Consider the following 17,705-nt stretch of genomic DNA (forward strand, 5'->3'; position numbering starts at 1 on the left):
TCCGAACGAAGGTCTAACGGCTCTGATCGGGCTGCTCGCGGCTGACTGGGGTAGGAGGATGCGGAGCGGCGGAGGCGGTTGAGGAGCGCACCGCTAACCGCTCCTGGAGGCGCTGTAAGGCGAGCGCCAGCACCTGCTCCGGGGTGACATCCTTCATACACTGAACCGTGTGGAAGCGGCAGTCGGCTGGACTGCGTGCGTCGTAGCATGGGCTGCACCAGATCCCGCTACGCAGAACCGTCGCCTGTGGACTGACTGGCCCGCTAAGCGCTGGATCGGTCGGGCCGTGGATGGCGATCAGCGGGGCCCCAGTAGCCGCCGCAATATGCATCGGGCCGCTATCTCCGCTGATGACCAGGTCGGCCATTTGCATCAGAGCAGCTAACTGCGGCAGGCTGGTCTGCCCGGCCAGGTTGAGCACCGGCGTTGACTGCTCCAGACGCTGGAGCACGGCCATAATCAGCGGTAGGTCGCCGCTGGCTCCCGTCAGCACCAGGCGCGCCTGGGCTTCCCGCGCCAGGCCTGTCAGCAGGCGCGCCCAATAGGGGATAGGCCAACGCTTGGCATAGCCGTTATGTGAGGCCACGTGACAGACCACGAGAGGCCGCGCTTGTAACGCTGCTGGCTGTTCTTGGTCGGGCAGTGCTCCGACAGGATCAAGGCGCTTGAGCAGAGTGGCCACCTCTTGGCGCGCCTGGGGATCAACATAGAGGCGTGGCCAGCGATCTTCTGGCCGCAGGCTAACACCGGCTGCGCGTGCCAGCTCCAGGCAATAATCGACCTCATGCCGACGATCGCCGCGCTGCCAGTGGCGACCTGGCACCGGATCGGTCATGAACCCTGCATAGCCCTCGCCGGCAAAACCCACCCGGCGCCGGGCACCGCTCAGCAAGGCCAGGAGGGCGGCCCAGGGGCCAAAGACGCTCACGGCCAGGTCGTAGCGGCGGGCCCGCAGTCGGCGCAGGAGCGCTACGGCCTCGCGCCAGTTGCGACCTCGAACCAGCGCCTTGGGCCGGCGCCAGATATTGGGATCGTAGGTAATGATCTGGGCCAGATCAGGATCGGCGCCGGCGATCGGAGCTGTCGAAGGCATGGCCAACAGATCAATCTCCGCTTCGGGATAAGTCCGTTTAAGTGCGTGGACCAGCGTCAGCGAGAGGACCAGGTCGCCAATCAGGTCCAGACGGATGACCAAGATACGCTGCGGCTTAAAATGCTGTGGATTGAGCGGCTCGTAACGTCGCACCAGCCGTGCGCAGCGCAGCAGCAAACCGTAGCTGCTCAGCACCAGGTAGATCATCGTCAGCAGCGTGCGCTTGCTGACCTGGATGAGCAGCTTGCGCAGGCGACGCCGAGCGGGCGGGCGCAGCGGATAGCCATATTCGTCGAGTTCTTCTCTTGCTGCCATAGCTCTCGCGGGCCTTCCTTATTCTACAACATACGTGCCGGCAGGAGCTGCTCCACTGCTGCAAGGACGCGCTCCTCTCGAATCAGGCGTACGCAGGGATGCAAAGGCAAATCCTGCTGAGCGATGTCGAGCCGCCCGCAGGGAATCTTCGGACAAGAGGGGCAGCGCTCGCTGGCCATAATGACTACATGGCGCCTGACATCACCCCAGGGACCGAAGATAGCTGGATCGGCAGGCCCATAGAGGGCCACGGTCGGTGTTCCCTGGGAGACGGCCACATGCAGAGGGCCGCTATCGACTCCCAGCACCAGCCGGGCACGACGCAGAACAGCGGCCAACTCACCAACGCTCAAAGAGAAAAGCAGAACAGGCGGGGCCTCGCCAGGCCAAAGCTGCTGGCGAACCAGCGTAGCAATGGCGTCAAGGAGAGGCTGCTCCTGGAAGGTCCCTGTGAAGACGAGACGCAGACCATAGCGGCGCTGCAGGGTCACAGCACACGTAGCCCAGCCCTCCGGGCGCCAGAGTTTCACTGCGGCCCCACTGCCTGGATGGATCACTGCAAAAGGAGTCTCGTCTGTCAGCCCAACCTCAGCGAGGAGGCTTGCTGCGCGCTCCTCCTCATGGGCTACCGGCTCAAAGAGCAGCGGATAGCGCTCAGGCGTCAACGGCTCAGCAAGCGGAGCCTGCCCCAACAGCTCCAGCGCGGCACTGACCAGGCGCAGGCTGGAACGAGTGCTATGCTCGCCTTCGGGAAAAGGCAGCGCATGGGTCAGGAAAGGCTTGCCTGGAGACAGGGCATAACCCACGCGGAGCGGGATAGCCGCCAGATAGAGCAGAGCCGCACCCCACCAGAAATCAGGGCGTAGATTGATAGCCAGATCAAAACGTTCGCGCCGCAGTTGCCAGGCCAGGCGCAGCAGCAGCCAATAGGGACCTAAAGCTCCCTGGGCCGTGCGGCGGAAGCCAGGAAAAGCGCAGGTCAGCACACGCGCCACCGCGGGGTGGCGTCTCACAATAGCCTCTGACCAGGGGCCGACAAAGAGCGTCACCTCTGCCTGGGGGCAATGCTCCTTGAGAGCTGTCAGAGCAGGCGTCGTCAGCACCAGGTCCCCCAGATGGTCCGGTCGCAGCAGCAGCAAACGAGGGGCCTCAAACGGACACTGACGGGCCCGTCGCCGCGCCAGCCACGACCCGGGCAGGCCCAGCGCATAAATCAGCAGCAGCAGCACCCGGCGCAGCACTTCTCGCATCAGCGAATCCCTCCCCGCTCAGGACTGGGCAAGAGCTGCCGCACCGCCTGCCAGACCATCTCTACCGTGAGGGCCTGCATACATGTGCATTCCTGACAGGCCCGCATGCGACCTAAGAAAAAGCACGGCTCTCCGCGTGGGTGCTGCCAGAGCGCCACATGATGCGCCTCGTCCAGTGGATACGGGCCATACTCCTCTGGGCTGGTCGGCCCAAAAAGCGCGATCACGGGAATGCCTACAGCCGTCGCCAGGTGCATCGGACTACTATCATTCCCGATGAAAAGCGCACACTGCTCAAAGATCGCCGCCAGCTCCCCAAAGCTCGTCTGTCCGGCCAGGTTCAGAAGTCGAGTTGGCGGAGCGGTCAGGCCAGCCATCACCTCTTCATTGAGCGCGCGATCTTCCGGGCCACCCACCAACAGCACGCGAGCATCCAGCTCCTTGATCAAACGGCGGGCCAGCTCGCGATAGCGCTCCACGGGCCAGCGCTTAGCCGTCAAAGTCATACCAGGGTTAGAGCCACCGCCGGGCAAGAGCGCGACCTGCAGGCGTGGCTCATCATCTCCTCCCGCCCTGCTGGAGAGCAAAGCCCGAGCCTGGAGGCGCTCCTCACTCGTAGGCACAAAACGCATATGGACCCGTGGCAGTGGCAGACCGAGCGCGCGAGCCAGATCCAAATACAGCTCAGCCTGGTGGCGCAGAGTGGTCGGAGAAACAGGGGCAGGTACACGATCAGTCAGAGCAAAGCCGCGCCCCAGGCTATCCGGTCCCACGCGGCGAGGAATGCCAGCCAGCCACGGCAACAAAGTCAGCATAGGAGAACGGTCCAGCACCAGGGCCAGATCAAAGCGCTGCCTGCGCAGAAAGCGGGCCAGGCGCAGATACTCTGAGAAGCGATAGCGCCCGGGAATGCCAACCGTACCGCAATCAAGGACCGTATCCACTGCGGGATGATGCTCTGGTACCACCTTCGACCAGCTACCTGCCACATAGGTAATGTGGGCCTGGGGATAAGCGGCGCGCAGCACCTCCAGCAGCGGCGTTGTCATCAGCAAATCGCCCAAGCAGCAGGGCTTAATCAGCACAATACGGCGCGGCTCGCGCCAGGCGCGTCGCCGTAGCCAGCGCTCAACAAGATTAAAACAGGCGAAAGGAAGACGCAGCGCGTAGCAGAGCAGACTCACCACGTGCTGGCGCAAGACTGCCAAAGGCATCGTCTTCTTCTCCCTCATCCTCGACAGAGCGCGTCTCAGCCAGTGCAGTCCTTGCCCGCCGGCTGAACGGAGCCGGCCAAGCAGCAAAAAAAGGCACCAGCGAGCCGGTGGAGGCGATCGGGCCACCTCCTGACTCGTGGTTTGCGTACCTGGAGAGTGGAGAGACACCACCCTCTCCGTGCGGTCTGGCAGAGCGCCGAATGTGAGGCCATTATAGCAAAGGGCGCATGAGCCAGTCGAGTGCCCTAGCCAACTCGATGGAGCTCAAAGCAGTCTAGCGAGTGAGCCGAGAAGGAAGGGTCAGAGACTCGGCCGAGGGATAAACCACCTGCGTCAAATAGACCTCATAGCCCTGCTCCTGGAGGAGGAACCAAAGACGATGAGCCTCTACCAGGTCGGCCAGCGCCGTAAAGAGCGTTGGGCCACTGCCCGAGAGGCGCACAAAAGGAGCGCCGGCCTCCAGCAGCGCGGCCCGCGCAGCGGCCACCTCCGCATAGCGCTCCACGACCCCGCGCTCAAGACCGTTATGCAAGTGAGCCAAATCAGGCAAGCGTCCCTCGCGGAGCGCTGTAGAGACCGCCCGTGTATGTGACCCATCGCTATAGTCATGCGCCGTTAACGCCCTGAAGACGCTTGCCGTAGAAACACTAATCGCCGGCTTCAACAGCAGCAGCCAGCGCCAGGAGGCTGGCCAGCAGGGGGGCAAAGGCGTGACCAGCTCGCCCCGACCCTCACAGAGGGCCAGCCCACCGTAGAGAAAGAAGGGCACATCCGAACCGAGTGAGGCGGCCAGCGCCAGCAACTCCTCCGGCGTCAGACTGAGCTGCCAGAGACGCGTGAGAGCCAACAGAGTCGCCGCAGCGTCGCTGCTCCCCCCACCCAAACCGGCGGCGGTAGGAATACGCTTCTGCAGCTCAATCAGCACGCCATGCTGTTCACCGACATATTCCCGGAGCAACGCCGCGGCGCGGAGCGCCAGATTGGCCGCTGTGTTCAGCTCAGGCTGTGTGCAAACCAGCCGCACCTGTTCATCGGGGCGCAGTGTCAAGCAGAGCGTATCGTAGAGATCAACCGTTTGCATTACCGTGGCCAGAGCATGGTAGCCATCGCCGCGCCGGCCAAGGACATCAAGCGTGAGATTGATCTTGGCGTACGCGCGAACGCTGCAGCTCATCCCCGGCTGTAACCATTGCCAATGCATCGCCATAGTCACTCGTCTGGATTGTGCCGCTTCGCGAGCAAGTTGTCAAGGACGCCGCCCCGCAGAAGGAAGTTAGTCCTTTTTCGCTGTGGGAGCACTATTCTGCCCCACCTGTGGTATACTACCAGCGAGCTATTTCCCAACATAGCCAAGCCGCTTGCTCAACAAGAGCAGCGATCGGTCTCCGCACCACCCATCCTGGACCGCTTGCCTGGTGAGCGTCATGGACATTACTGTTGCGTATTTCCACTCACTCTTTCATCCCGACCTCGTCAAACGGGACTTTGAGCAGATTCGCGCCGCAGGCGCCAGCAGCATTGTCTACAGCATTCTCGATGAAGAACGCCACTACTGGCCACGTGACCTGGAGCGGGGCCTACTCCTCGCGCAAGACGTAGGCCTCAAAGTCTATCTGAGTCCGGGTCAACATGGTAACCTATTCGCCACCCCCTCGCCTGCGCCGAGCTGGTACACCTTCCATCACCCTGAGTCGCGGGTATTGGACCACCACGGTCGTTATCACGACTTTACCTGCTTCAATCACGAGCCGTTTCGCCGCTGGTTCTTTCAGGAACTCGCTTTTTATTTAAACACCTATCCCATCAATGGTATTCTGCTTGATGAACCGCACTACGGTGAAATCACCTGTTTCTGCTCAGTCTGCCGGGCGCTGTGTCCCGACGTGACCGACCTGGCGGGTTTCCGTCGCCGCTCATGGGTTACTTTTTTAAGCGATCTCTGCGCCCACATTAAAGGCCTGGATAAACATATCAGAACTGCCATTGTCCTCCCATCGTATGATGCCAGCCTGGTCGAAGACCTGGCGCTCCTGCCAGATCTAGACGTACTGGGGTTACATCTGGGGCGGCCTTCCCGCCAGCCTCAGCGGGCTGAGGCCGAGGTCGCTGGCAAGGAGCGCAGCGAGCGGGACATTGTAGACCTGGCGCGTCAACACCAGAAGCGCAGTTTGCTCTGGCTGCAAAACTTCGACCTGGACGAAGAGGGCCAGCAGGAGCTACCGCGGCTTTTTCAACTGGTGCTGCAAGCTGAACCCGACGAAGTTGCATGCTATTACTACTGGCGCAACAATAGTGATCCAGAGGGAGTCTGGCAGCTCACCAGGCAGTTGCTGCGAAGCATTCCCCGTCGCCAGTTGCACTGGCAGACCGGCAAGCACTTCGCTATTCCACGCTTAGGAGAAGAGTGAGAGAACGATGGCCGAGAACAGCAGTGTGCTTCTTCCCCCAGGCGGTCAGCATATTCTGGTAGTGATGGCCCATCCCGATGACGCCGAGTTTCTCTGCGGAGGGACCATTGCCCGCCTGACCGCCCAGGGATGCACCGTCAGCTATCTCCTCGCCACCCGCGGGCAGCGCGGCAGCGACGACCCCGCCATGACGCCGGAGCGCCTGGCAGTGATCCGCGAGGCCGAGCAGCGGCGGGCAGCGGAGGTATTAGGCGTACGCCAGGTGCTCTTTCTCGACTATGTCGATGGAGAGGTTGAGCCCTCGCTGCAGATGCGGCGTGAAATTACCCGCATGGTCCGGCTGCTCAAGCCCGACGTCGTCTTTACCTTTGATCCCTGGCAGCGCTACCAGGTGCATCCTGACCATCGCGCGGTCGGCCTCTGCACCCTGGACGCCCTGGCCGCCTCGCGTAACCTCATGTATTACACGGAGCAGTTTGCCGAGACAGGCGGACCCCACCGCGTGCGTCAGATCTACTTCTTCGCCACTGATCAGCCCAATCACTGGGTCGACATCAGTGCCGTTGTCGACAGGAAGGTTGAGGCGCTGCTCTGTCATGCCAGTCAGATGCGCGGGCGCGATGCTCAAGCCGTTCGCGAATTGGTGCTTCAGCGGGGCCGTCCCGTTGGCAGCGAGCACGGCTTTTCCTGTGCCGAAGCCTTTCATCACCTGGTGATGAACTGAGCCGCCCGCCTATAGCCTGACAACAAACAGGTCTCGCTCCCCTTCCTACCCTGAGCGCGGACCGGCGCTCAGGCGCGGAGGCGTGCCTCCGCCTCCGCTCACCGGAGCAGCCAGCTCTGCTGTGCTCTAGGGTTCTTCCTCCTCAAAGGAGGTCGAGAGTGGTGGCTGAGGTACGGTCGGCGGAGGCAACTCCTTTTCTTCTGGCCGATGCACCTTTTCGAGCCACTCGCGCTGCTCCTGAATACGCTGCATCGTTGCGGCGGCGCTCTCGGCGGCTGGCACAATGATCGCCTGTACTCCCAGCGCCAGCAGGCCATAGGCCGCGGCTTCGCTCTGCAGCGCTGTCAAGCTCAGCAGTGCAGGCAGGCGCAGCGCCTCGCGCATGGCGCGGTAGCCGAGCGCTTCTTCAATGCTCAAGCGCTCCAGGAGCAGCTCACGCCCATCCAGGTGGAGGGCTGAAACTCCCTCAAACGCGCCCAGGTTGCGTATCACGAGGGGGTAAAGCGGGTCATTGCTGCGCCAGGGCAGGGTGACCGCTATATCGAAGTCCTTCAGATGCACGTTCAGCAAGCGTGCTGGCGCCTGAAGTGGTACAATCAAGAAATGGACCCCGTGCTCTTTCAGATCCTCTAGCGTCTTGCGCTCAATGCCGGCTCCGTCGCCAAGCAGGCGCAAACCAAGAGCAGCGTTCTCATCCTGGCTCTGGATGGTCTCGCTGAGCTGTTTCAGGGTAGCCAGGCTGGCGCCTTCTAAGGTGGAGCCGGACCAGTGGAAGAGCAGGCCATTCGCACCAGCTTTAATGGCGGCCTCCGCCTGGCCGGTGTCTACAGCGGGAAACTCAATGAGAAGCGCCGCGGCGCGTGGCTTCACCGCTGGTCGGCTCTTGCCACCGAAAAAGCCGATGGTGCCACCGCTCTGACCACGCCGTGCCTGGCTCAACATATCTGAAAACTTGCTCATCTCTCTCTCCAGCTAGCTAGATAGTGGTGGATGATTAGGTTGGTAGTACAGCGCAACGGTTCTCGCAATAGCAGGCAGAGCCGTCGAACAAGGGTTGTTGTGGCTCGCGGCCAGTACAGGCGCCAGCAAGCTAGCACAACGGCCCGCCATGCCTCCCTGAAAGGGAGCGCTGGGTCGCCTTTGGGCAATTCCTTCCGGGCGGGTAGTCCTATTATAGCACCCGCTTCTTATGTTGGCGCAGTGGTACTCTTCTGTAGCTACTCTTGCCTCTCTCCAATCTCTGGCATATAATGCCAGCACCAGGGCAAGCCACCCACTCCTCCCTCAGACACGGACGAGACGAGAAGATGGTGGTAGATGCGCTTCTTTCTCATTTCTGGGCAGGGGATATGTCGCGATGTTGCAAGAAGCTGTGGAGACCTATCTTGCCACATTGGCTGAGCGGAGCACCGGGATCAATCACCACACGGTGGCGGCCTATCGCAATGATCTCTCTCAGTTCGCCGTCTTTGTAGAGCAAAGACGGCAGCGCCGGCGCTGGTCGGAGGTGGAGAGCGAGGATGTGCAGGCTTATCTTGAGGAGATGCGCCAGGTGCGTGCCTATCAGCCGACAACGATCACCCGCAAGCTGGCGGCGCTGAAGACCTTTTTTCGTTACCTCAAGGGCCTGGGATTGTTGGAGAGGAATCCGCTGGAGACGGTGCCGACTCCCCGTGCTTTCGGGGCTACTGTACCTGTGCTTTCTGCTGAGCAGCTTGCTCGTCTGCTGGAGCAGATTCCGCCCTTCACGCCCACCGGTATGCGCGATCTGGCGATGGTGCATGTGCTCTATGCAACAGGGATGCACCTGACTGATCTGGTGGCCCTGGACATGGGCTGCTTTGATCGTCTCCGGGGCTCGCTGGTCTATCTACGCGGCGAAGATCGTGTCCGCGAGTGTCCGCTGACCTCGCAGGCCATTATGGCGCTGGATCAGTATCTGTTACGCTCGCGTCCTTATCTGGCGCGTCACCATCCCGAGGAGCCTGGGCTCTTCGTGAACCATCATGGCCGCCGACTCACGCGCCAGGGTTTTTGGCTGGTGGTGCGAAACTATGCTCAGCGCGCCGGTATTGCTGAGTTGACTCCCTGTCAGTTGCGTCAGTCATTAATGATGCTGGCCATTAAGCGCAGTAGTGAGCTGCAAGGCATACAGGCGTTATTGGAACATGCTCATGTATCGAGAGGGGCGCGCCTATCAAGGCCGTGGGGCCCGTCTGCGCGCTCTGATGCGCTAGTGAAGCGAGGATAGCTTTTTATGCTCTATGACCAGGTTGAGGAGGCCGTCAGGGCTATTAGACAGCGCTCTGCGCTGGTGCCCCAGGTGGCGCTGATTTTGGGGTCTGGCCTGGGCGAGTTGGCTGAGACGGTGGAGGTCGCGGCTGCCGTTCCGTATGCTCAGCTACCCCATTGGCCCGCGGCTACTGTGGCCGGCCATGCGGGTCGCTTGATATTGGGGCAGCTAGAGGGGGTGGCCCTGGTGGCCATGCAAGGTCGGTTGCATCTGTACGAGGGCTATACGCCGCAAGAGGTGACGCTGCCAGTGCGGGTCATGGCCCGCCTGGGGGCGCAGGTGCTTGTGGTGACCAATGCGGCAGGGGCTTTGCATCCGGCTTATCAGCCGGGCGACTTCATGCTGATTCGGGATCATATTAATCTGCCTGGGCTGGCCGGCTGGCATCCTTTGCGTGGTCCCAACGATGAACGCTTTGGGGAGCGCTTCCCCTCTCTGGCGGCGGCCTATGATGAGGAGCTGCGCGCTCTGGTGCGGAAAGTGGCGGGGGAGATTCCCAGCGTGCGTCTGCATGAGGGTGTCTATGTGATGGTCTGTGGCCCATCGTATGAGACGCCTGCTGAGCTGCGCTTCCTGCGCCAGATAGGGGGCGATGCCGTCGGCATGTCCACGGTGCCCGAGGTGATCGTTGCCCGCCATATGGGCCTGCGCGTTCTTGGGCTGAGCCTGATTACGAATAGCGCCACAGGAGCGGAAGGGCAGGCCGTGGATCACGGTGAGGTCTTGGCGACCGCCGCGGCTGCCAGCTCGCGCTTTGTGCTGCTGATGCGTGGTGTGCTGCGCGAACTGGCTCAGCTCTTAAAGAGCCAGGCGCAGTAAATGGGAAGCAAGCGAGGAGAATGCGGGCAGTTGCCTATCCGTGGCGATCCCAGTGAAAAGCCTGGCCACGCCTAGGCTTGACCAAAGCCGTCGAGCTTGCGCTAGGGCTCCTGAGCGGCCAAGCCGCAACTGGTCCGTGAAGTTTCGATAGGCGCTGCCATGCAAGCGACGAGGGGCAGAGGGAGAAGGCAACCAGCAAAGCTCTGCCGCCTATTGCACTGCCGCAGTGACGTCCTCTGTTCAGGCTCTTGCCAGGCCTAGAATCAGTCATTGCCTGGTCCTTGCCCCTGAGCTTTGGTAACGACGATGTGGGCCCAGCTCCAGTTATAGTGGATGCCCTGCCAGTCAGTCAGCAGAACAAGGTCGTACTTGCCCGGCTCAAGGCTGGGCGAGATGGTATAGTTCCAGGTGGCGCGCCCCTGGGCATCGCATGACTGCGTCTGCGGGGTACCGGCTGAGAACTGTAGCCCTGCGACCTCGTTGTAGGGTTTGTCTTTTACCTGACCCGGAATGGGTTGCTGGATGCTGGCTAGATCCATTCGCTTGCCGATGTCGGGCAGTTGCAGAAGGGCCCCATCGGGAACGCGGTGTACCAACCAGAGCTTGCAGGTTACTCCGCTGCGGTTAATGGCCTGCCCTTGCTTATCGACGGCCTGAACGGTGACCGTGTAGCTGGTCTGACCGTCGGCTACTTCGCTAAAGGTTGGTCCAGCGGCGAAACGAGGGATACCGAGGAGAATGGGCACCGGCGAGGGTGTGGGCGTCGGTGTGATGGTGTGCTGGGCAATGGTTGGCACGGTTGGCGAGGGCGTCGGCTGGGTCGCGCTTGATTTGCGATGGACAACGGCGCCAAAGGCGAAACCGCTCATGATCCCGGCCAGGGCAAAAAGTACGAGGGCACTGACTACGATGGTGCGGAGATGGGTTCCACTCTGGGGAAAGTTCTCTCTGAACTGCATGGTCTCCTCACTTGCTCACTCAATCGCTCGCTTGAGCGCTAGCTTGCTCGCGCAGCGGCGTCGATCGCTCCTCTTTATCGCTGCATTTCTATATTCGGCTTAGATGATAGCACAGGCCAGGGAGTGGGCAGTAGTCACGGGCCTCTTTCTCCCCCGATCTGGCCATGAGGGTGAGGATCACGAGGGCCAGGCGGGCGAGGGCAGGATAGGGCGAAGGAGGCAAGACAGGAAGGAGGAGGCTGGCGGCGCTCGCCAGTGCTCCAAAAAGAAGGAGACCGATTGCTGTAGCAGGAACCAGAAAAACAGCAATCGGCAGGCTCGGAGTGGGGGTGTGTGGGGGAATAACCCCGGGCCTGGATCTCCTGCGTTGACCGGCTGCAACCTCCTCAGAACCGTAGTCCTGTTCTTCAGCTTTCGCGTCTTCCCATGCCCTTGCCAGGCTCCTCGTTGTGGGTTGCCCCCTCTTACGAGGCGAGGTTTGAGAGACACGAGGAGATACTGAGAGAGCACATGAACTACGATGCCAGGAAGAGCCGGACGGTCAACCTCGGCACTCTCTCCAATATAATAAACTCTCAACGATCACTTTTTCGTTCATGAATTTTTCTCGCTCCTATCCCGGCCGCTTCAAAGAAACCCCATGAACCAGCCAGGCGCGGATTGGCTAGTGTGGCGGAGGGTGCCGACTCCCTTTAGAGAGCAAAGAAGTTGCCCGTGAAAAGGGGGTCAGTGAAGAAGATAGCGAGGGCGCTGGAGAGTGGCCCGCGCGACCTGATTGAAGTGGTGCCGGATGAGCAAGATAGCGAGTGCGCGAGAGAACCGAACCTTTTCTAAGTCCCCATGCTCTCCCACGAAGCTAGCGCCTTATGGTATCATATAAAAGTAGCATCGAATTGGGACACAGCCTCTTGCCTCCCAACTAACAAGCGAGAGAGCGAAGACGAAAGGTGGCCCCTATGGGCTTTCATCCAATTGACCTGCTGATCATTCTCCTCTTTGGCCTGGCGCTCTTTGGTCCGCGAGCGCTGCAGTCGGTCGCGCGCAATCTGGGCAGAGGAGTTGGTCAAGCTCGCGTCATGAAAGATAAGATCAAGGAAGAGCTGCAGGTTGAAGAGCTATCGCACATTTCCGAGAACATCCCTCGTCTGCCGCTCAATACGCGGGAAGCGGCCCGCCTTCTTCTGACAGAGCAAAAGGAGCAGCGTACCAGCCAGGAAGCGGCATCGACCCAGACGAACCAGGCGAACGAAGGGGCGGTCCGTGATAGCGCGGCCAGCGCCTGAGAGGCTCCTCCGCGGGTCAAACCTGCTTATGCCCTGGCCCCTGGCCATCCTATCGTGCGAGCCGGCCTAACCTGTCGCTAGCTGTTCACATTCCCGCCGCGACGGCGGCGCCGCCCTCGCTATCCTTTCATTACGCAGTCGTCCCCTCCCTGCTCTTGTTGTCCCTCACCGGCTTATTGTGCACAACGCTAGCAACCGATTAGATCGATCGGCAAGCCAGCGCGTCCGGGAGTAGTCCGCAGCCTATTCGCGTCTGTCTCCCCCTCAAAGACCGGCTCAGCCGAGGCGAGGCCTGCTCACCTTGACATCTATCCGATATATCGTTATACTTCTCAGAAAACGATATATCGGATTGAAGGTGGGCTTGACAGCCCGAAAACGACCGTGTTATTCTTTGACCAGGCCAATAATTGTTACCGACAGTAATTGGTAGGGGCAATTAACTGGCCAGGGCGACCGATCAGCAACGCAGGAAGAAAGGAAGCAACCGGAGGTTATGGAGAAAGAGACCGATGGTGAAAGGCAGGTGCAGCACCTGGAGGAGCAAGCGGAGCGCTTTGCGGCCCTCTTCAATCAGGTTCAGCGTGCGCTGGGGGCAAGCTTCAAGCGTTTTCCGCAGCATGGGGCGATGGTAAGCATGACCCAATTCATGGTTTTGGGCTTACTGCAACGGGCGCAACAAGAGGGGGGGGAGCCGTACACTATCGGTCTCTTGGCCAATCGCCTTGACCTGGACCCGGCGACGGTGGTGCGAGCCGTCGACAGTCTAGAGCGGCGGGGGCTGGTCATCAGGCGGCGTGATCAGCAAGACCGTCGTCAGGTTTTTGTTGAATTCACCGATGCTGGCAAAGCCTTGCGCCAGCATATGGCGCAACAAATGAAAGAGCAGCTCAAGGCGGTCTTCAGCCTGATGAGCGAAGAGGGGCGCTTTGCCCTTCTACGCGGGCTAGAAGAGCTAGCCAGAGTGATAGCTGAGAGAGCTGAGAGAGAAGGAGAGACACATGGCAGACATGGCTGCTGAAGAGCAGGCAATGCGGGAAGAACAGCTAAACGGTCGCTTTCAGTCGCCGGCGGATCTGCAGCTAGCCGTAGCGAGCGAGGGGGTACGTCCGAGTGGCCCCCCGATTATTGAAGTTGAGGGCCTGACCCGCCACTACGGCAAGCTAGAGGCGGTCAAAGGCATTTCATTCGAAGTCTATCCAGGGGAGATCTTTGGGTTTCTTGGTCCCAATGGGGCCGGCAAGTCGACGACGATCAACATGCTCTGTACCCTGCTGCGCCCCACGGCGGGGCGGGCGCGCATTGCGGGCTATGACATTGTCGCGCAGCGCAACAAGGTACGCGAGTCGATCGGTCTCATCTTCCAGGACCCGAGCCTTGATGATCGCCTGACCGCGGATGAGAACCTGCGCTTTCACGCCACCGTTTATGGCCTGCCTGCGGCGGTCAGCAAGCAGCGCCGTGAGGAGCTGCTCAAGATGGTCGATCTCTACGATCGACGTGATCAGCTTGTGCGCACCTTCTCAGGAGGCATGAAGCGCCGTCTCGAAATTGCGCGCGGCCTCCTGCACTATCCGCGAGTGCTCTTCCTTGATGAGCCGACAATCGGCCTCGACCCTCAGACGCGCCTCCATCTCTGGTCATATATTCTGAATCTGCGTCAGCAAAAGCAGATCACGATGTTTTTGACCACGCACTATATGGATGAAGCTGAATACTGTGATCGAATTGCCATTATTGATCATGGCAAGATCGTGGCGCTGGACACGCCGAGTCGGCTCAAGGACATGGTCGGGGGCGACGTCATCCGTCTCAGGACCAGCGATAACGCGGTGGCGGCCCAGCAGATCAAGGAGCATTTTGGGGTTGAACCGCGTGAGAATAAGGGTGAATTGATCTTCGAGATTGCGGGCGGAGAGGAGCTTGTACCGCGTATCGTCGAAAAGGTGACGGCGCGCATCGCCTCGATCAGCGTGCGGCGCCCGACGCTTGACGACGTCTTCATCAAGCTGACAGGGCGTGAGATCCGCGATGAAGAGGCGGACGCCAGAGAGCAGATGCGTGGCTTCATGCGCTCGCGCCGCTGGGCAAGGAGGTAAGTACGATGGCCACTGTAGTGACACCGCAACCGGCACAGCTAGAGAGGGCGCTGACGCCGATCAATGGGCCGTTCCGCCGCAACCTGAACACGATCTTTATCATCTGGTATCGTGAGGTTTTGCGCTTTGTGCGCGACTGGATACGCATCATCACCTCGCTGGCCCAGCCGTTAATGTTTTTGTTTATCTTCGGTTCAGGCCTCTCTAACAGCTTGAATGTGGTGGGGGGCCAGGCCAATCTGCCACCGGGGACGCCGACCCTCGATTTCCGTACCTTCCTCTTCCCGGGCGTGTTGAGCATGACGGTGCTCTTTACCTCGATTTTCTCGGCGATCTCGATCGTCTGGGACCGCGAGTTTGGTTTCTTGCGTGAGATGCTGGTGGCGCCGATCTCGCGTACGTCTCTGGTGCTCGGGAAGGCTTTCGGTGGCAGTACGATTGCTATGTTGCAGGGGACGATCATGTTGATCTTTGCGCCGCTGGTAGGGGTCAATCTGAGCGTCGGCCTGGTCGTCAAGTTGATGCTAGAGATGCTGCTCTTGGCCTTCTCTCTGACGTCGCTGGGCATTGTTATCGCCTCGCGCATGAAGTCGATGGAAGGCTTCCAAATGATCATGCAGTTCTTCTTGATGCCGATGTTCTTCCTGAGCGGCGCGCTCTTCCCACTGCGCAATCTGCCCGATTGGCTGGCCTTTTTGACGAAGATTAATCCGGTGACCTATGGGGTGGACCCGCTGCGGCAGGCGGTGCTGCGCGCGCTGAATCTGCCCCAGTTTGTGCTGGATGCCTTGGGTTTGGGCGTGAAGATTTTCGATACAACGCTATCGACGTCGGTGGAGCTGGGGATTGTGGCGGCGCTGGGGCTGATCTTTATTGTCTGGGGGGCGCTGGCCTTCAATAAGCAGGATTAGAGGCAGGAGCTGCCTGCGAGCCTGGCCCCCTCGGCCGGTGGGCAGCTTACCTACCAGCAAGGAGAGCCGGTATCGCTTGCTTGTGAGGCGAGGATGCCGGCTTTCTTCTTGTGACCATAGCCCGGCCTGGCTCAGTTCCCCTCTGCGCTGATCCCGCTGCTGTCTACCGCTGCCAGACGCAAAGAAGGATCTCGTTGCTCTCCTGCTGTGTCGTTTCTTTCCATGATGTTGCTTCCGTGACGTCATAATTCACCCACAGTACTTCTTGCCTGGGGGTTTTCTTTGAATGGCAGAGCTTTATTGGCGCCTCGATACATTTCCAGTCGCGATAGAGATGGTCAAGGAGATCGCAATGATAGCCTGAGAGAGCGACCTTTCCCTTCACACTATGCAGTACCTCTGCCAGACGGCGATGGTCATCGTCGCTCATTTCATGAGCATAGGCATTGGCATCCCCGCGAGCATCGTGGGGATAGGGAGGATCGCAGTAGAAAAGGGTTTCCTTGCTGTCGTAGCGCTGGATCACCTCGATGGCGGGGGCATGTTCGATTTGGACGCGTAGTAAACGCTGAGCGATTTCGGCCAGCCCTTCGACGCTACCCAGCCAGCGCGAGACGGCCCCTGCCATCCCGGCGCGACTGGTCAGGATGCAGTGCGCCCAGCGTCCGGCGCTGGCGGACTGCGCCAGCCCGGTACGAACTTGCCTGGCGCGAATGAAGAAACGCCGGGCCCGTTCCAGATCCGAGAGACCTTCCGGCGCTTCGCTACAGGCGCGCTCGAACTCCTCGCGCGAGAAGGGCGTCAGGCCGATGGCTTCGATCAAGGCCTCTTTCTGCTCGCGCAGCACGCGGAAGAAATTGACCACCTCGCTGTCGAGGTCATTGTAGGTCTCCACTGGTGAGGGTTCGCGGTTGAGCAAGACGGCGGCAGAGCCGCCAAAAGGTTCGCAGTAGTGTATGGTTTTGGGCAGCAATGGTAAGAGCCAATTGAGATGATTAAATTTCCCCCCGTACCAGCCAAAGGCGATCAGTCTTCTTTTTCCATCGTGTTCCATGCCAGCAGCCTCAATGCGCTTGAAATAGAAGAGTACCTCTGATCCGCCGCTTTGGATTCCCGCGCAGCTAAAACCGTGGCGGCGAATACTGTCAATGAGGCAGCATAGACCAGTTGCCTGGCCTTTGCAAGAGTCTCTGCAGCGAAAGGCTTGTCCCTGCGCAGCTTCTGGCAAGCGATCCAACCGGTGCCTGGTGAGACCCTGACTCCTTGCTCTCTCTGGGTCCGAATAGAGGGCGAAGATAGCCAGGGTCTGTCTGTATCCCCTTGACTGGCCTTGTGGAGCAGAGCAAGGTGGCAGGTGGCCCTAGAGAGAGAAAGTCTCCTCGGAGAGAGAGGAGCGCACGACGGCATAGGAGAGGCCGAAGCGGGTCAGCAACTGCTGCAAGGAGGGCAGCAGGAGACCTTCATCGGCGACGCGCAGCAGGCCGAGCAGCAGGGGGCCGACGCTGGCCAGTGGCTGGCTCGGTTGGCAAGGCTGGAAATCCCTATCCCTGGCTTCGGAGCTGACGGTTATACGCTGCAAAGCGCGCAGCATGGGGTTGGGGGTAACGTACTGTGCCCCGTGCTGGCGGGCCTCGTCTTTGGCGAGAGCGAAAATGCGCTGCAGGGCCACATCGGGGACAAGGAAGGTCTCGATACCCACGATGGGATAGCCACGCTCGTGGGCCTCTTCCCTGGCAGAGGCAAGGGCCTCCTGCAGGGCTGGGTCATGCTGCCACTGCAGCTGCAGGGCAGGGCTTTCCTGCTGCAGCAGGCTGTCGACAGCGGGGGCGATCAGAGCGCTGGAAGGGCCGGCTGGGAACAGGTAGAGATCCCACGACTTCGACTCGCAGAAACCGAGCAGGAGGTGGAAAGGAGTGAGCACGGCCTGACCCCGTTGGCTGGCAGCCTCTAGCGCTGCTCTCAGGCAGAAGAAAGCTTCTCTGGAGAAGCCGAGCCCCAGCTCACGCTCCCACGGTTCGGCCAGGGGAGGGATCACCTTGGCGGGGTCGCCACGGACGCCGAGGAGCCACCACTGAAAGGTGCCGGGGACAGGCTTCAGGGAAGCTGGGAATATGGACTGATCTGGTGACTCGTTTGACATGAGGAGCTGCCCATCCTATCACTATATGCTGGCTGCAACGACAGCGAATAAGCCCATTATATTGATAGCTATTAAAACATTCAACACTATTCGAGAGCTGGTGAGAGCGAAAGGAAGAAATCAAGGAGATTTTCCAATCAGAGGCAGGAGGCGGCAACCGGCAAGCCGGCGTAGAGGGCAGGCTACAGCAATTTGGC

General features: G+C 60.4%; 16 protein-coding genes. 8 read left to right on the forward strand and 8 right to left on the reverse strand.

Annotated elements, in window-relative coordinates:
• Positions 1–13: 13 nt before the first annotated feature.
• The 4 genes from waaF (AC6H1L_RS15370) to ispE all read right to left on the reverse strand — a co-directional run bounded on the left by waaF (AC6H1L_RS15370) (position 14) and on the right by ispE (position 5,079).
• Positions 14–1,408 carry a lipopolysaccharide heptosyltransferase II gene (gene waaF / locus AC6H1L_RS15370; protein ID WP_497598363.1) on the reverse strand — a complete coding sequence of 465 codons (1,395 nt, stop codon included), beginning with the start codon at positions 1,406–1,408 and terminating at the stop codon, positions 14–16.
• 23 nt (positions 1,409–1,431) lie between these two features.
• Positions 1,432–2,658, reverse strand: coding sequence for a glycosyltransferase family 9 protein (locus AC6H1L_RS15375; protein ID WP_497598364.1), 1,227 nt, complete (start codon positions 2,656–2,658; stop codon positions 1,432–1,434).
• Positions 2,658–3,872, reverse strand: coding sequence for a lipopolysaccharide heptosyltransferase II (gene waaF / locus AC6H1L_RS15380; RefSeq protein ID WP_497598365.1), 1,215 nt, complete (start codon positions 3,870–3,872; stop codon positions 2,658–2,660). Before waaF (AC6H1L_RS15380) ends, AC6H1L_RS15375 begins: the two co-directional genes overlap by 1 nt.
• Before the next feature lie 274 nt (positions 3,873–4,146).
• On the reverse strand, positions 4,147–5,079 hold the full coding sequence (ispE, locus tag AC6H1L_RS15385) for a 4-(cytidine 5'-diphospho)-2-C-methyl-D-erythritol kinase (protein ID WP_497598366.1): 933 nt from the start codon (positions 5,077–5,079) through the stop codon (positions 4,147–4,149).
• A gap of 217 nt (positions 5,080–5,296) precedes the next feature.
• Between ispE and AC6H1L_RS15390 the strand changes: the two genes are divergently transcribed.
• Both AC6H1L_RS15390 and AC6H1L_RS15395 read left to right on the forward strand, forming a co-directional pair.
• Positions 5,297–6,280 carry a hypothetical protein gene (locus AC6H1L_RS15390; RefSeq protein ID WP_497598367.1) on the forward strand — a complete coding sequence of 328 codons (984 nt, stop codon included), beginning with the start codon at positions 5,297–5,299 and terminating at the stop codon, positions 6,278–6,280.
• Between the two features lie 7 nt (positions 6,281–6,287).
• On the forward strand, positions 6,288–7,004 hold the full coding sequence (locus AC6H1L_RS15395; RefSeq protein WP_497598368.1) for a PIG-L deacetylase family protein: 717 nt from the start codon (positions 6,288–6,290) through the stop codon (positions 7,002–7,004).
• Positions 7,005–7,130: 126 nt separating this feature from the next.
• On the opposite strand, the gene AC6H1L_RS15400 is transcribed toward AC6H1L_RS15395, so the two are convergent.
• On the reverse strand, positions 7,131–7,964 hold the full coding sequence (locus AC6H1L_RS15400; RefSeq protein ID WP_497598369.1) for a hypothetical protein: 834 nt from the start codon (positions 7,962–7,964) through the stop codon (positions 7,131–7,133).
• Between the two features lie 397 nt (positions 7,965–8,361).
• On the opposite strand from AC6H1L_RS15400, the gene AC6H1L_RS15405 reads away from it, so the two are divergent.
• Together AC6H1L_RS15405 and AC6H1L_RS15410 are read left to right on the forward strand one after the other, a co-directional pair.
• Positions 8,362–9,255, forward strand: a complete 894-nt coding sequence (locus AC6H1L_RS15405) for a tyrosine-type recombinase/integrase (protein WP_497598370.1) — start codon at positions 8,362–8,364, stop codon at positions 9,253–9,255.
• Between the two features lie 6 nt (positions 9,256–9,261).
• Entirely contained in the window at positions 9,262–10,116 is an 855-nt protein-coding gene (locus AC6H1L_RS15410) for a purine-nucleoside phosphorylase (protein ID WP_497598371.1), read from the forward strand.
• A 263-nt stretch (positions 10,117–10,379) separates the two neighbouring features.
• On the opposite strand, the gene AC6H1L_RS15415 is transcribed toward AC6H1L_RS15410, so the two are convergent.
• Complete coding sequence (locus tag AC6H1L_RS15415; RefSeq protein WP_497598372.1) at positions 10,380–11,075, reverse strand: hypothetical protein; 696 nt, start codon at positions 11,073–11,075, stop codon at positions 10,380–10,382.
• Between the two features lie 956 nt (positions 11,076–12,031).
• On the opposite strand from AC6H1L_RS15415, the gene AC6H1L_RS15420 reads away from it, so the two are divergent.
• The 4 genes from AC6H1L_RS15420 (at position 12,032) to AC6H1L_RS15435 (ending at position 15,368) form a co-directional block, all read left to right on the forward strand.
• The gene (locus tag AC6H1L_RS15420; RefSeq protein WP_497598373.1) at positions 12,032–12,358 is read left to right on the forward strand and encodes a Sec-independent protein translocase subunit TatA/TatB; all 327 of its coding nucleotides are present in this window, start codon (positions 12,032–12,034) and stop codon (positions 12,356–12,358) included.
• A 496-nt stretch (positions 12,359–12,854) separates the two neighbouring features.
• Positions 12,855–13,379, forward strand: coding sequence for a MarR family winged helix-turn-helix transcriptional regulator (locus AC6H1L_RS15425; RefSeq protein ID WP_497598374.1), 525 nt, complete (start codon positions 12,855–12,857; stop codon positions 13,377–13,379).
• Positions 13,360–14,457 (forward strand): ATP-binding cassette domain-containing protein, encoded by a 1,098-nt coding sequence (locus AC6H1L_RS15430; RefSeq protein ID WP_497598375.1) that lies wholly within the window; start codon positions 13,360–13,362, stop codon positions 14,455–14,457. Before AC6H1L_RS15425 ends, AC6H1L_RS15430 begins: the two co-directional genes overlap by 20 nt.
• 5 nt (positions 14,458–14,462) lie before the next feature.
• On the forward strand, positions 14,463–15,368 hold the full coding sequence (locus tag AC6H1L_RS15435; RefSeq protein WP_497598376.1) for an ABC transporter permease: 906 nt from the start codon (positions 14,463–14,465) through the stop codon (positions 15,366–15,368).
• Between the two features lie 163 nt (positions 15,369–15,531).
• Here the strand turns inward: AC6H1L_RS15435 and AC6H1L_RS15440 are convergent, their stop codons facing one another.
• Together AC6H1L_RS15440 and AC6H1L_RS15445 are read right to left on the reverse strand one after the other, a co-directional pair.
• A complete protein-coding gene (locus AC6H1L_RS15440; protein WP_497598377.1) occupies positions 15,532–16,422 on the reverse strand; it encodes a DNA adenine methylase in 891 nt (296 codons plus the stop codon).
• A 306-nt stretch (positions 16,423–16,728) separates the two neighbouring features.
• Positions 16,729–17,508, reverse strand: coding sequence for a Clp protease N-terminal domain-containing protein (locus AC6H1L_RS15445; protein ID WP_497598378.1), 780 nt, complete (start codon positions 17,506–17,508; stop codon positions 16,729–16,731).
• Positions 17,509–17,705 lie beyond the last annotated feature (197 nt).

Source organism: Thermogemmatispora argillosa (assembly GCF_059696725.1).